This is a genomic window from Bacteroides cellulosilyticus DSM 14838, from assembly GCF_000158035.1.
GTDB lineage: Bacteria > Bacteroidota > Bacteroidia > Bacteroidales > Bacteroidaceae > Bacteroides > Bacteroides cellulosilyticus.
The window spans coordinates 1865718-1881587 of record NZ_EQ973490.1; the positions used below are offsets into that span (position 1 = coordinate 1865718).

General features: G+C 43.4%; 10 protein-coding genes. All 10 read left to right on the top strand.

What is annotated here, in order from left to right:
- A partial coding sequence (locus BACCELL_RS11200) for a glycoside hydrolase family protein (protein ID WP_007211896.1) occupies positions 1 to 1965 on the top strand: 1965 nt, incomplete at its 5' end.
- A gap of 8 nt (positions 1966 to 1973) precedes the next feature.
- Positions 1974 to 2798: a sialate O-acetylesterase gene (locus tag BACCELL_RS11205; protein WP_007211897.1), complete on the top strand. Its 825-nt coding sequence runs from the start codon at positions 1974 to 1976 to the stop codon at positions 2796 to 2798.
- A 10-nt stretch (positions 2799 to 2808) separates the two neighbouring features.
- The gene (locus BACCELL_RS11210) at positions 2809 to 4221 is read left to right on the top strand and encodes an alpha-L-fucosidase (protein WP_044153810.1); all 1413 of its coding nucleotides are present in this window, start codon (positions 2809 to 2811) and stop codon (positions 4219 to 4221) included.
- A 30-nt stretch (positions 4222 to 4251) separates the two neighbouring features.
- Positions 4252 to 5526: an alpha/beta hydrolase gene (locus tag BACCELL_RS11215; protein ID WP_007211899.1), complete on the top strand. Its 1275-nt coding sequence runs from the start codon at positions 4252 to 4254 to the stop codon at positions 5524 to 5526.
- Positions 5507 to 7450 carry a beta-L-arabinofuranosidase domain-containing protein gene (locus tag BACCELL_RS11220; protein ID WP_007211900.1) on the top strand — a complete coding sequence of 648 codons (1944 nt, stop codon included), beginning with the start codon at positions 5507 to 5509 and terminating at the stop codon, positions 7448 to 7450. The genes BACCELL_RS11215 and BACCELL_RS11220 overlap by 20 nt, the downstream gene beginning before the upstream one ends.
- Before the next feature lie 20 nt (positions 7451 to 7470).
- Positions 7471 to 9669 (top strand): beta-glucosidase family protein, encoded by a 2199-nt coding sequence (locus tag BACCELL_RS11225; RefSeq protein ID WP_007219457.1) that lies wholly within the window; start codon positions 7471 to 7473, stop codon positions 9667 to 9669.
- Position 9670: 1 nt separating this feature from the next.
- Complete coding sequence (locus tag BACCELL_RS11230) at positions 9671 to 10495, top strand: alpha/beta hydrolase (protein WP_007211902.1); 825 nt, start codon at positions 9671 to 9673, stop codon at positions 10493 to 10495.
- A 73-nt stretch (positions 10496 to 10568) separates the two neighbouring features.
- Positions 10569 to 11894, top strand: a complete 1326-nt coding sequence (locus BACCELL_RS11235; RefSeq protein ID WP_248604790.1) for a GDSL-type esterase/lipase family protein — start codon at positions 10569 to 10571, stop codon at positions 11892 to 11894.
- A gap of 231 nt (positions 11895 to 12125) precedes the next feature.
- Positions 12126 to 13514, top strand: a complete 1389-nt coding sequence (locus BACCELL_RS11240) for a hypothetical protein (protein WP_007211904.1) — start codon at positions 12126 to 12128, stop codon at positions 13512 to 13514.
- Complete coding sequence (locus BACCELL_RS11245) at positions 13514 to 15844, top strand: glycosyl hydrolase family 28-related protein (protein ID WP_007211905.1); 2331 nt, start codon at positions 13514 to 13516, stop codon at positions 15842 to 15844. The genes BACCELL_RS11240 and BACCELL_RS11245 overlap by 1 nt, the downstream gene beginning before the upstream one ends.
- Positions 15845 to 15870: the final 26 nt, after the last annotated feature.

The window sequence follows — 15870 nt, forward strand, 5'->3', positions numbered from 1 at the left end:
CCGGGTAATTGGTATGGCAATGAAATCCAGTATAATCTAAATATGGCAAAAACTTACAGCATGGGCATTCCTTGTGTTCCGATGCTTGCCCAAGAACGTAATACGATGACTCTGTGTCCGCTGTATTCGTCGAAGGATGGCTATACCTTAGCTGTTATTCCAGATCCGGGGACGGAAACCGACCCGATAGCCGGCAAAGCTCCGGATAAGAGTCCTAATTCCTTGGGATTGAGTTTAGCGAACAGGCATAATGAACTTACTCCCGTGGTTTATCATCCGGTACTCGGACAGGTGGGAGCTAAGCACAAAGCCGGAGATGAAGTGGTATTTGGATTCCGTTATACCTTGAAGAACTCGGGCTGGTTCGATGTATTCCAGCATGCAGTGAACGATGTTTTCGCCTTACCATCATCCTTGGATTTGCTTACCAACAAGGTGTCTTTGTCCGAGCGCGTGAGCCGGCTTCAGAAATTCCTGCGTAAAGATAAAGAGTCGAGCTGGAAAACATGGCAGAGCAGAGGTGAGACAATAGGTGCTAATGGCTCTAAGATTGCTGACGCTGGTACCATGTTTATGATTGCACGAAACGGGCAGGATTCCGTAATGAGCAGCCGTCTTCACTATGTGAGGAATTATAAAATGATTCAGCAGCAGACAGAACCGGGATATTTCTGCGGTGCCGCTCTCGGAGAATATGCGGATATAGACGGTGTGGAGTCGGAAAGGGGCAATTGGATAGAACCTTTACATACGACCTATTATACTATGGTCGATTTCGGAAATATGCTTCTATTCAATCCTGATGACAAGGAATTGCTTGAAAGGTTGAGGATGGCAGGTGACAGATTGCTTGCATGGCAGAAAGATGATGGAAGTTTTGAGGTCGGCTATGACAGATTTTCTATGAAACCGTCTTTCCCGGATCTTAAGGATTACAGACCAACCTGGTATGGATTGTACATCGCATATAAGCACTTGAAAGACAAGAAATACCTTGACGCAGCCTGCAAAGGTGCAGACTGGCAGCAGGAAAACGGAGTGGATAAAGGATATTATCTCGGAGTATGCGGTGATGGACGCAATATCTGGGATTTCTGTACGGCACAGACATCTCGTGCCTATATGGACTTGTATGAAATAACGGGTAACAAGGCATATAAACAGGCGTCTATAGATGCCGCCATGATTTACGCGACGTCTATATTCACCAATCCGGTAATGACTGATGAAACGAAATACATCGGCGAGCAAGCATATAAAGATTGGGAGCTGAATCAGACTGGTCTTGGTGTGGAGCATATACGAGGTACGGCAGTAAACGGACCGATTTTGATATCAAGTTATGCAGGTTTGTTCGTGAAAATGTATGAATGGACGGAGGAACCGGTTTTCCTTACTATGGCAAGAGCTGCGTCAATCGGAAGAAATGCTTTTGTCGATCAGAAAAGCGGATGCGCAGTCTATTACTGGCACGGAATGAATGAGTTGAAAAAATATTCCACAATGTTCCCGTGGCATGCGTACTGGCAGATTGGCTGGATTGTGGATTATCTGATTGCGGAGGCTGGTTTGCGTTCGGACAGTAATATTTCGTTTCCATATGGCTACATGACTCCTAAGGTTGGCCCACATGTCACATATGGATTTGCACCCGGTAATATTTACGGTAAGAAAGCGGATCTTCTGTTCAGACCGGATATGGTCGGTTGCGATAATCCGGAGATTGAATTCCTTACCGCTTTGTCAGAGAACGGCACGAAGTTATACTTGATTGCAATGTGTCAGTCTAATGACAGTCAGTCATGCACTGTAACTCTGGATTTGTCGCAGTTAGTTGCGAATAAGACAGGTTTCCGTTCTGCTAAGGCTCTTCAGGGTAAAATTATTAGATCGGCGGGAAAGAAAGGGCAGATCAAACTTGATTTTGCTCCATGGGGTATGAATGTCATTGAAATTTCACTATAAACGATTTTATGGAACGATTTTTTATATTGTTGATTTTAGCGGGGCTGTCCGTTTCGGGAGTTGCCCAAAAGAGTATGTGGCTCATAGCTGGACAGAGTAATGCTTCCGGAATGGGTGATAGAAGAACTTCGATGAAATACTATAGCAAAGAGTGTTTCGACTATGTACAATCCGGAGATTCGTTGAAAATACTGCAGGACCCAGTAGGTGAGAACGGCAAGTATTTCGGCAAGGCGAACAGCGGCAGCATCAGTCCTTCGTTCGCGTGGAACCTTAATAAAATGACAGGTGATTCGGTTGTAGTGGTATCTGCGGCGAGGGGAGGAAGTGCATGCTCCACTACAGGAGAGACAATCTACGGTACTTGGGCGGAAAAGGGTGTCTTGCCTTTGTTCGATGCAGCGATGGCTAAATGTAATTCTGCGATTGCCGTTACAGGATTGAAATTCAGTGGGGTGATCTGGCTTCAAGGAGAACGTGACGCAAATGCTATCAATGATGGGAAAATGGACGGTGAGGATTATGAGGCGGCGCTTCGCAATCTTATACTCCGGTTCAGAAAGCATCTTCATGATGCCGACCTTCCTTTCTATATAGTCCTCACAGGACAATATGTCGACCGTCCGCAAGAGGGCTATCATCAGGTTCGTGCGGCACAACGCAGACTGTCTGAAAAAATGCATGGAGTTCATCTTGTAGCTGCGGATCCTTGGCTTTTTCCACAGATGAATATGATGACGGATGACATCCATTACAGCCAATACGCATATAATCTTATCGGGGAGACTATAGCCCGCCAGATTTACGAAGCAAGAAGTATTGATTCTAAATAAAATGAGGAAAATGAAGAAAAAAATAATAGCATCGCTTTTTGTCATGTTTATCGGAGGAATTGCAGTATTTGCACAGGATCCGATGGTGGACAAAAAGAATACTGACAGTAAACCTCCTTATATCTATCCGGAGGAAAGCATTGTAAGGGAAAATATAGAAAAGTGGCAGGATATGAAATTCGGTATGTTTATCCATTGGGGAACATACAGCCAATGGGGTATAGTAGAGTCCTGGTCCATTTGTCCGGAAGCATATAAATTCTGTATGGTGAGGCCGGAAGGAATGAACTATTTTGACTATGTCCGGAAGTATGAAGATTTGAAAAAGACATTCAATCCTGTAAAATTCAATCCTGAAAAATGGGCTGGAGCGGCGGAGTATGCTGGAATGAAATATGTGGTCTTCACAACTAAGCATCATGACGGATTCAATATGTACGATACTCAGTACAGCGACTATAAAATAACCGATGTCGAATGTCCGTTCCACACAGATGCGAATGCTGACATTGCAAAGAGAATTTTCGATGCATTTCGTGGCAAAGGTATGATGGCAGGTGCTTATTATTCCATAGCAGATTGGAACAATAATGACTATTGGTGGGATTATTTCCCTCCCAAAGACAGGAATATAAATTATCCTCCTGAAATGTTTCCGGAAAAATGGCAGCGCTTAAATGACTTTATCAACAATCAGTTGAATGAACTGACCGGGGGAAAGTACGGTAACCTCGGCATGCTGTGGTTCGACTTGTGCGATGCTTCTCCTGACAGGCATCCGCAGTGGGAAAGATTCGCAAAGACGGTAAGAACCAATCAGCCTGGAATCATGATGGTGGCAAGACATACGAATACCATCTATGAAAATTACAGGACTCCGGAACAGAAAATACCGGATCGTGCCTTGGACTATCCTTGGGAGGCTTGTATGACTATGGCTACTCAATGGTCATACAAACCAGATGATAGTTACAAATCCACGCATGACATTCTGACTACCCTTGTACAGATAGTTTCACGTGGAGGAAACTTTCTACTGAATGTCGGACCGGGTCCTGACGGAGAACTTGCTCCGGAGGCATATCAGCGACTTAAGGAAATCGGTGACTGGATGCAGGTTAACTCAGAGGGTATCCATGGAACGAAAGCAATTGCTCCTTACAAAGAGGACAGAATAGCGTTTACTTCAAAAGATAACAACGTATATGCCTTTTACTTGAATGCCAAGGATGAATATATGCCGTCTGTGGTGAAAATCAGATCATTCGTTCCGGTTTCTGCCAAATCGGTATTTCTGATGGGGCATAATCGTCCCCTCAAATGGAAAAAAACTGGAGACGGAATAGAAATAATCATACCGGAGTCTGTCAGAAAGAATCCTCCTTGCGATTTGGTCTGGGGTTTTAAATTGAAGATTAAATAGAGTGTTCCGAATTATTGATTCCATTTTGAGATGAAGCTTTTTTTCTTTGTTATTTTGTTTGCGATGACTTTCTGTCCGGTGTGGCCTAGTGCCGGAAAACTCCCGGATGTTCCGTCCGTGCTGTTTCTTGGAGTGGATTTCCCTGAAGAAAGTGCCACCTATATTGAAAACCAAATTGCTTCTGGGCTGAAAATACTGGATTTGACAGACAGCCCGGAAGTAACATACCGCTGTGTAAGGGGAATAAAGGAAGCCGCGGAGATCATATCTACGGAAAAGACAGGAAGATATAGAGTATTTGTCATACAATGCAGAGATTTGAATACTAATGAGAATACTTTCTGTAAAATCCGCTTGATGGCTGCTAGGCAAAATACCGACATATTATGGATGACATCCGATACGGCTCAAATTGTTTCCTGTAATTGTGATTTTGCTGATTATGAGGGCTTTTGTTCCAATCAGAAAAGTTATGACTGGAAGCGGTGTATATCATATATCGCAGATGCCGTGTCTCAATGGTGGACCGGTATGGCAGAAGGAAATAGAGGTATTGAAAGGCTGCCTGTATGGCAGGGCGAAATTCCCGATTATGAATATTCCGGGCCGGAATATATCAATTCAATAGCGCGTATCGACAGGATTTCCGAACCGGAATTGGAAGTTTTCCTTCCCCGTCAGTCAGAGAAGTCTCCGGTGGTAATCTTTTTCCCGGGAGGAGGATTGAGCTATACCGGCTTTATCAGAAATGCGCGTGAGGCGGCAGAGCTGTTGAGGCCATATGGAGTAGCGGTAATCGGTGTAAAATACAGGGTGAAACGTGGACTTGACGTGGCTTTGGAAGATGCAAGACAAGCCGTAAGGACAGTCAGAGAGAAAGCCTCCGAGTGGAATATAGATGAAAATGCAATCGGAGTAGCAGGACAGTCGGCAGGTGCGCTGATTGTATTGAGGCTGGCTTCAGCCGATTGCCCAGACGCCTTTTCGCGCCCTGACTATGTGATTCCATTAACGAGTTGGTATTACGGGAAACAGAAATGGCCGTTCAGATTTGATGCTGAGACTCCTCCTTTTTTTATGCGTCATGCGACTAATGACAGCGGTTACGGTTTTGCACTTAGTGTCAAGGAAAAACTCTTGGAGGCCGGAGTTCCATTGGATTGGAAGACTGTCGATGATGGGGGACACGGAGCTTTTGAAATTACTGTCGATGGTTATGGACATGACTGGACTGTCGAACTGGTAGAATGGATGAGAAAAAATAAAATATTGAAAACCGATAATCATGAAAAAGAAGTTGATTAGATTATTTATTGCGGTCGGTCTTGTCTTGGGGGTTGGCTCATGTGCTGATGTGACTGACACTCCTGAATATTATGGAGTATATAAGGAAGCGAATATAGAAAATATAAGACCGTCTTCGTGGTTAAGAGAAATATTACAGAGACAGAGAGACGGCCTCGGGCTTAATCGCAAGGAGTCTGGTTATCCTTATAACACATGTCTGTGGAATGGAATAATCCCGGAGGGAGGGAATCCGATAGCGAAAGGTTGGTGGCCTTATGAACAGTCGGGATATATGATTGACGGTCTGTATAGGTGTGGAATATTCCTGAGAGACAGCGTACTTATGCAGCTCGGTTCCGACAATGTCGGATATGTCTTATCCCATCCCCGGGCGAACGGAATGCTAGGTCCGGAAACCCTTGGTGAGAACCAGTGGGCATTTTCTGTATTCGCACGGACGTTGCTTGCATATTACGACTATACCGAAGACGACAGGATTCCGGTTCTGCTGAAAAAACATTTTTCTGCCTTGAATGATACTTTGACCAACAGGCAGACTTGTATCATAGAAAGTATGTGCAAAATGTATTCATATACGGGCGACAAGGAAATCTTGCAGAAAGCCGGGCATATTTGGGATCTGTTCAGTATGAACGGGGGAACAAAAGACAATGAAGTGTTCATCCATGAGGATATGGTCTCTTCAAAGCCGATTGACGTACATGGTGTGACGGCTGCTGAAGTTTCCAAACAGCCGTTGATTCTGTATCTTTATACCGGTAGGCAGGAATATCTCGATGCCGCGCTTGGTTTCTATTCTTCCGTGGAACGGGAAAACGAACTTCCAGATGGGATACCGGCTTCATATGAAAGCTTGTTTCCTAAGCATGCGGAAGCGCTGCATGAGACCTGTGATATCAGTGACTTTATATGGAGTTACGGTTACATGCTGATGGCAACCGGAGATGTTAAGTGGGCGGATAAGATGGAATCAGCTGTGTATAATGCAGCCTTGGGAGCTATTAATAAAGATTTCAAGGCTTTGCAGTACTTCTCATCTCCGAATCAGTTATTGGCAACTGAAAAAAGTTCCATGGCTCCGTATGGTGAAGAGGGCTTGTCACGTCAGGCTTACAGACCGGGTTTTGATGTTGAATGTTGTTCCGGCAATGTCCACAGGATGTTTCCGAATTATATTTCAAGGATGTGGATGAATGGTGACGAGCATGAGATAGTTGCCGCTTTGTACGGTCCGTCGGAATATAGGACAGAAATTAATGGCACAAAAGTATGTATAACGGAAGATACTTCTTATCCTTTCTCCGGGAAAATAACATTCAGGTTTGCTCTCGATGGTGCTCCTGTCAGAATACCGTTTACCATGAGGATTCCATCATGGGTAGAGAATGCAAAGTTGACAGTCAATGCAGAACAGCCGAAAGAATATCATGCAGGAGGGTTCAGTACGATAGAAAGACGATTTAAGGATGGGGATGTCGTAGAGTTGGACATCGATATGAAGCCGAGGGCAGAGAAAAGAACTGATGCCGGAATTAATGTATATATGGGGCCATTGCTGTATTCTGTAGATATTGATGAGAATGTTGAGATCATAAAGGACCAGTTCAAAACATCTGTAGCTTTTCCTGCATATAACGTGACCCCTGCTTCTAAGTGGAATTTCGGTCTGCCTGAAAACCCTGAAATAACAGTGGTGAACACAGGGAAGAAAGGATTCCCGTGGACACCAGATTCAACACCTGTCAAGCTTAAAGTAACTGCATTTGAAATTCCTGAATGGCGACTTTTGGGTGATACGACCCCTGGGCTACCTGAAGAGAAAATTCAGGTTTCGTCAGAATGTGAAGAGATAGAAATGGTACCGTCCGGATGTACAAGGATAAGAATGACGACGCTTCCGGTGGTTGAATATTGTAAATGAAATTTAAAATTAAATTAGTTATGAGTAGAATTACGATGACTGTATTGTCTGTCCTTATTTTGATATCCGCGTGTACATCAGGATCCAAAACAGGAACTAACAGACAATTGCCCGTTTATCTTGATGAATCCAAAACGATAGACGAGAGAGTAGAAGATATTATTCCACGTCTTACGCTGGAAGAAAAGGTGGCATTATGTCATGCTCAGTCCAAATTCAGTTCTCCCGGAGTGCAACGACTCGGCATTCCTGAGTTGTGGATGAATGACGGACCGTTCGGTGTAAGAAGCGAAGTCCTTTACAACAGTTGGACAAAAGCGGAAACTACCAATGATTCCTGTACGGCATTTCCGGCTCTTACGGTTCTTGCATCCAGCTGGAATATGGAACTTGCGTCTCAATACGGTCAAGCTCTCAGTGAAGAGGCGAACTATCGGGAGAAAGACGTTCAGCTTGCTCCGGGAGTAAATATCGCAAGGACACCTCTTAACGGAAGAAACTTCGAGTATATGGGTGAAGATCCTTTTTTAGTTTCGAAAATTGCTGTTCCGTATATCAAAGCCATTCAAGATAACGGTATTGCTGTATGTGTGAAGCACTTTGCACTTAATAATCAGGAGTATCAGAGAGATACCGTTAATGTAGAGGTGTCTGAAAGGGCACTGCGAGAGATTTATCTTCCTGCCTTTAAAGCTGCTGTAACAGAGGCTGGTGCATGGTCTGTAATGGGGGCATATAATAAATTCAGAGGACAATACTGCTGCCACAATAACTATCTCATCAATGATATTCTTAAAGGGGAGTGGAAATTTGACGGAGCAGTCATCTCGGACTGGAGCGGAACAAAGAATGCGTATGAGGCTGCAATGAACGGACTTGATATAGAAATGGGAACATTAAAACCATATAATGAGTATTATATGGCTGATTCTCTCCTGTATTTTGTTCGTAATGGCAAAGTACCTATGGAAAAACTTGACGATAAGGTCAGACGTGTTCTTAAACTTAATCTAAGAACGGCAATGAACCGCAATCGCCCTTGGGGAAGTTTTAATACGAAAGAGCATACTGACTTGGCACGCCATATCGCAGAGCAAGGGATAGTATTGTTGAAAAATCGCGATAATATTCTTCCGGTAGATACTAAAAAATGCAGGAAAATAGCTGTAATAGGGGAAAATGCTGTCAGAACTCATGCCAGTAATGGAGGTGCTGCTGCTCTTAAACCAAGATATGAAATTACTCCGCTTGCGGGTATCGAATCGCGTTTTGGAAAAGAAGTGGAAGTGTCTTTTGCAAGGGGATATAGTGCTTATACTCCAATGATAGACGGAAGGATCGCTTCTCCGGCTTATGACAATATACAGTTGGCGGTAGAAGCGGTAAAACTTGCTAGGGAAAGTGATCTTGTGATATTTGTGGGAGGTCTTAATCATAACTGGAGGCAGGACAGCGAAGGATATGACAGAGAATCGTACAACCTTCCTTATGGACAGCCGGAACTCATACGTAGAATTCTCGAAGTGAACAGCAATGTCGTACTGGTTCTTGTTTCCGGAAATGCCGTGGATTTGCGTTTTGCTGAAGATGTCCCATCCATTGTGCAGGCATGGTACTGCGGTTCCGAGTCTGGACATGCTATAGCTTCCGTGTTGTCCGGAGATGTCAATCCGTCAGGCAAACTACCTATCTCATTTCCTGCAACCCTTGAAGATTGTGGAGCTCATGCGTTTGGACCCGAAACATATCCGGGAGTTAATGAAACTGTGACATATTCAGAAGATATCTATGTCGGATACAGATGGTTCGATTCTAAGAATATTACCCCTATGTATGCTTTCGGACATGGTTTGAGTTATACTTCCTATGAATATTCGGATGCAGGGACCGATAGCTTCGTCTACAGTCCTGGTGACAAGGTAAAGGTGTCGTTCAGTGTGAAGAACACGGGAACACGTGACGGTGACGAAATATCGCAGGTTTATGTTTCTCAAATCAACCCGTCTTCCGAACGGCCTGTAAAAGAACTTAAAGGGTTTGCACGCACTTCTTTGAAATCAGGTGAGTCCAAAGTGGTTGAAGTGGAACTTCCTGTTGATGACTGGGCATTTTGGGATGAACAGTTGGGTGGATGGAATTTGGAAAAGGGTAGATATGACATAAGTATAGCAGCTGCTTCTGATGATATCAAATATGTAGTTAGTGTTGAAATCAAATAATATGCGAAATTTATTTTTAATCATTTTAATAACGCTGGGTTCTGTGCTTGTCAATGCACAGAACTTAGTTCTACCATTATATGGTAAGGCTGAATTTGAGAAGATTGCTTCCCTTGATGATGAAATGCCTGAATTGCATGTGTACCTTACGGATAAACCGAGTAGTCAAGCAGTTGTGGTTTGTCCCGGTGGTGGATACAAGGGACTCTCTTTCGGCTCGGAGGGAGTCTCTGTGGCAAAATGGCTAAATCAGAACGGCATTGCAGCCTTTGTCGTCAAATACAGGATGCCAGCGGGAAGGCAAGAGGTGCCTGTCGAAGATTTGACAAGGGCTTTTGAAATCGTGATGGCCAATGCGGATAAATGGAATCTTGATTCTTGTAGAATTGGTCTGATGGGATTTTCTGCAGGAGGGCATCTTGCGGCAACGGGGCTTGTGACGTTGAAGGGTGAATTGAAGCCAGATTTCGGTATTTTGGTTTATCCGGTAATATCTATGAAAAAGAATATTACCCACCAGTTCTCAAGATTTAATCTTATGGGGAAAAGTCCATCTGAAGATACTGTAATTAAATTCTCTACGGAAGAGCAAGTTGCTGAGGATACCCCTGCGACCATTCTTTTTCACTGTTCAGATGATCCGGCGGTAAAACCGGAAAATTCCATCGTGTTTTATCAGGCATTACTGAGAAATGCTGTTCCTGCTGAAATGCATGTCTATCCGAAAGGCAGACATGGTTGGGGTTTTATCGAGGGGGCTCCTTTCCCTTATTTCAATGAATTCAAAACTACTGTTCTGAGGTGGATTGCAGAACAGAACAACTAAATTTTATAATATGATTAGAACTCTGTTATTGGCAGTTTGGCTTATGTTTATGCTTGCTCCTGCCAGCCTTGCTGTGGAAAAAGAAAAAATCAAGGTTGCCTGTATTGGCAACAGCATCACTTTCGGTGCAGGTTTATCCAATCAGGCAAGGGACAGCTATCCTGCGGTGCTTGGGCAGATGCTCGGTTCCGGTTATGACGTGAGAAACTTCGGAGTTAGTGGCACCACTGTGCTTTCTTCCGGAGACAGTCCCTATATAAATACTCGTGTGTATAAACAGGTATTGGATTTTCAACCAGATATAATATTTATTAAATTCGGTACCAATGATTCAAAAGGTGGTAATTGGAAGCATAAGGATGAATTTAAAGGAGACATGCAGGCTATGATTGACGTGTTCTCGAGTATGGATTCTAAACCTAAAATTTATTTGTGTCTCCCGGCTACATGCTATATTGAAAAAGGTTCGATTAAAGATAGCGTTATAGTTCATGGTGTAATCCCTCGCATTAGGGAGGTTGCAGAGAAAAACCGTCTTGAAATAGTCGACATGCATGCCGCGACTTCCGGAATGCGAGAACATTTCCCTGATAAACTGCATCCGGACAGGGTGGCATCTTTGGAGATCGCAAAATGTGCGTATAGGGCGATGACTGGAAATTCCAAAGAATTCCAGCTTCAGGATTTCCCCGGGGTCAAGACTAAATGGAGGGGTTATGATAAATATGATTTCGAGTTCAACGGGAGAAAGGCTAATATAGTAGCCCCTGCCAAGCCTCTTCCCGGTAAGCCTTGGATTTGGAGACCTGCTTTTTTCGGGGCTTTTCCTGCTGTAGATATCGCAATGCTAGCATTGGGTTACCATGTAGTGCATTATGACTTGGCATTCCTTTATGGAAGCCCGAGATCTCAGGAACTCGGAACCCTGTTTTACAATGCCATGATTAAGTATTACGGCTTTTCGGAAAAAGTTGTCCTTGAAGGATTTAGTAGAGGCGGACTCTTTGCAGTCGATTGGGCAGCAGCAAATCCGGAGAAAGTATCGTGTATCTATCTTGATGCTCCGGTGTGCGATATTACGAGCTGGCCCAGTCGTGAAAGGACTGACTTATGGCAGGAATTTCTGCAGGAGTGGAATATCAAGGAAGAGGATATGAAAAATTTCAAGGGTAATCCTATCGACAATCTGAAACCTTTGGCAAAAGCGAAGATTCCGATTATAGCTGTAGCAGGGGACAGCGATAAAACTGTGCCTTATGATGAGAATCTTGAAATTTTGGCGGCACGTTATAAAAAACTTCGGGGAGAGATTGAGGTAATCATCAAAGAAGGTTGCGATCATCATCCTCACAGTCTTGACGCACCAGCTCCTATTATTAAATTCATATTGAACCACTAAAAAGTGTTCCACGTTGAATGCAAGCGGAATCTAGTCGGATACGACTGGATTCCGCTTATTTGTAAATCAACATATTTCTGTTCTTCACGTGTTAAAACGTTCCCGGGAACGTTTGCGATGATTTATACTATAAAATGCTTGTGTGTTGATACTTATGAACATATATTTGTACGTGCTCAGTGAGTGCGAAAGACATAATATATAACCAACCATTAATAATTAAACCCCAAAATGACGTTGATTAGAATTACATGGAAACTGCTTGTTTTGCTCACAGTCTTAATCTTTGTCGGAACTCTGCATGCAGCGGATAAGACCGGACAGGATGAATGGCGATTCGCAAGCTATGGAAAAGCTGCTAAGGGATCTGTTACTATGGATTCCAACACTCTGACAATTAAGACAGAGAACACAAAAAATGCCTTCTTTGAATCTGATGAATACAGTTTTGCATATAAGGAACAGCCGTTTTTGCATGACGATTGTTCAAAGTCTGTGATAACGGTGAAAATTGACGATATTAAGAAAGGTTCTGCCGGTATTATGATGAGATCCACTGATAGTCAAAGTTCGGCGAATGTACATCTTGAAGCGACTGCTACCGGAGATTTATTCGTTTTTTTTAGGCAGCAGGAAGGAGGTAGTACCTCTTACAGACGAGTGGGGTATATCGGTTTTCCTGTTGAGATGAGGCTTACGAGACAAGGGAATTCTTTTTTGAGTCATTATAAAAATGCCGCTGATGAGTGGATTAAAGGCCCTGCTGTTTTTGTCGATCTTGGAGAAACGCATTTGTCCGGTTTTTATGCCTGCTCCGGAAATGACAATCAAATAGGCTACGATGTGGATTCTTCTCGTAAAATGCAGGTGACATTCAGGGATTGGACTATTGAAAACAGCGATAATTTTATCCCTGCGGAAGATAATTTTGTCGACAAGGAGCCGATTGCGCCGAATACTCTTTTGAGAGAGAATTTTGCAGATGGTAGTTTATCTAATGTACCTGCAAGTGTTGTGAATCCGGTCTGGAACGGTATCAAATTTGCAGAATTGCCTTATGCAGAAGACGGCAGCAGATATTGGAGAAAACGTGGCGATGGTATATACTATTTAGGCGACAAGAAATGGGCTGATTATGAAGTTGCCGTTCGGCTCTCTTTTCCGGAGCCGGCTATGAGTACTTCTGAATTTTCAGTGCAGATGCGTTACCAGAATATAGCAATGTATTCAAAAATGCTGAAATATTACGGGGTAAGCCTGAAGAACGGTAATGAAATCATTCTGAATAAATATAAGTCGGGTGGGAATACTATAGAGCCGCTCCAAAAGGTGAAAGTAAATTCGTATAACGACGGAAGCATGCACGAACTTAGGATTCGTGTAATGGATAAGGATTACGAAGTCTTGTGGGATGGCGAAAGCGTCATAAAAGGCTCAGATACCAAAGAACCTATAACCTATGGGAATATAGGTTTGAAATTCACGGACTGTGATATTAACTTATACCGTATAGAAGTGACTGAGATAAAAGATGAAATCAATGGAAATCTTGATAACTATTTGTTGGATTATTACGACACGAAAATCCCTGATTATATTATTAAACAATATTTGAAATAATGGAACTGAATAAAATATTTTTATCTGGATTGACCTTTTTATGGGTTTGTTCCGGCAACGGCTATTCTGCCGATAGGCAAGATGGTAAATTCGAACCTAAGTTGTTTCAGGTAACAACTGCAGAGACAAGGCCTAATGATGCAGTACTTATCAGGGGTGAATATCTTGACAAGATAAAGTCGGTAAAAGTTTTTACCCTCGACAATGGAAATGTCGGCAATGCCGAGCCTGCGTATGTTCCGCTCCCTGTAGAGGACAGGCTGCCCGATGTAAATGGTACCAACCTTCGTACCGGGCCGTTGGCGTCCTATAAGGCTAAAGCGGTGGACTTGCTGCAGCAAAAGGAGCAGTCTCTTAAGTTTATTGTACCCGAGGATTTGAAGAACGGGGTTTTCAGTGTGGAAATGACAGATGTCAATAATGAAAAGGCTTATTTTTATCTGAACGTTCCGATTGTCCGTTGGGCTTTGAGCGAGGATGGTGAATGTGCGGTTGCCGGAGATTATCTCAGGGTTCAGGGAAAGAATCTTTTACGGGATAAGGACAAGGCGCATGTTGTACTTGTTCCGCTAAAAGGCGGAAAAAATGTAAGATGCAAGGTTACGGATTTTTTTGATGACTTTTCCGTAAGTGTTGATATTCCGGACAACACGCCATTAGGCACATATTATTTGTATTACCATAACGGAATGGGGGGAAAGACAGCATGGAGTGAACCTTTGCGGATAGATGTGGTGTCCAAATCTCCTGACTGGTGGGGGGTGAAAGTATTTAATGTGATGGACTACGGTGCCGTGGGCGATGGCGTCCATAATGAAACCGCAGCTTTCCGTGCAGCTCTTCATGCTGCCGGACAAAATGGTGGCGGTAAGGTATATGTGCCGAGAGGCAGATATATGCTTACAGGTGAGCTCATTCTTTCTCCAAACACATTGATTGAGGGAGAATCAAAGGAACTAACTCATATTTTCTGGAATCCTCTTAATTGGGATTTGTATGAGTTGCCTAACAGCCTTATTAGCGGAACTCATCATTTCGGTTTGAGAAACTTAGTAATGTGGTCTTCACGTGCATGGGGAGTCATCATGTCTACGGGGCCCGTGGAAGAACAAGGAACGATATTGCTCGAGAATCTGATTGTGCGTCAGACAGGGCAGCTCAGCGGTATGATATATCAGGTGAAGTCGAATAGGGATCAAGTCGAAGCGGAGTTTCACAGCAGATGGAGCAAAACAGGGATAATTCTTCGTGGCAAGAATCTTAAAGTAAGGAATTGCGTCTTCAATTCAGCCGGCATGTACACTTTCTATGCAGCGGGAGGATTTGTCCAAAATTGCCGTTTCGAGAGACATACCACAGGTACTAACCAACCATATATGCTGGTACATCCCAAAGGGTTGATATTCGAAGATTGTTATAAGCAGGGGGACGGTTTTGGGTATGCTTCAAGTATTGACGAAAGCAGGAACCTTTATGAAGCGCGCAATTATATTCCGTTCGATTATACCAATGACCGCGAGTGTATGACTCTTGATGGTGGTAGTGGCGGATATTACGGACCTATAAAATCCGTCGAGGGTAATATAATTACTATCCCAGAAGATGCGGAAACTAATCAATGGACTGAAAACCACTGGAATGGCGGAGGAGTCTATATTATTAACGGGACGGGAGCCGGGCAGTTCAGACGTATCCGCAGCCATACTCTGACAAAAATTGAGTTGGATCAGCCGTTTCTTGTACAACCGGATGCCACATCTGAAATAAGTGTTACCACCGTAAGGCATCATTTGTATTTCATTAATAATGAGGCAGTCGATGTAGGAGCTTATCAGTTGTATGGCTCTGTACAGAATTGTGTGATTTCCGGTATGACGATGACACGGTGTAACGGAATTGTAGGCAGAGGATCGCTGTTGTATCGGGGGAAACAGCCTGAGTGGTATATCGATATCGTCAATTGCCGTCTTAAGGAGGGTAATTACAGTCATTGGTTCGGTATTGATGACAGAGGGCATTCCGGTCACCAAAGTATAAATCTAATCGGCAGCGGAGGAACTGGTATGAGCATAGGCACTGTTATCAGGAGGAATGTGCTTAGTGAATATAGTTATATCCGTACTTCCCCGGGAGCCAATCCGGATGCAGTAACAGACGTTATAATCGAAGACAACTCGTTTGATATCGCAAAGAATGCCGTATTGTTGGGTGGAAATGCCACTAATACGTCTGGTGTTCTGATTCATAACAACAGATACAATGAGGTAGACAAAAGATTGGAAACCAATGTTAATAAAGATAGTTACCTTGTCATCGATGACAACCTTTGAGGATATTTTTCCGATGCGGACGACCT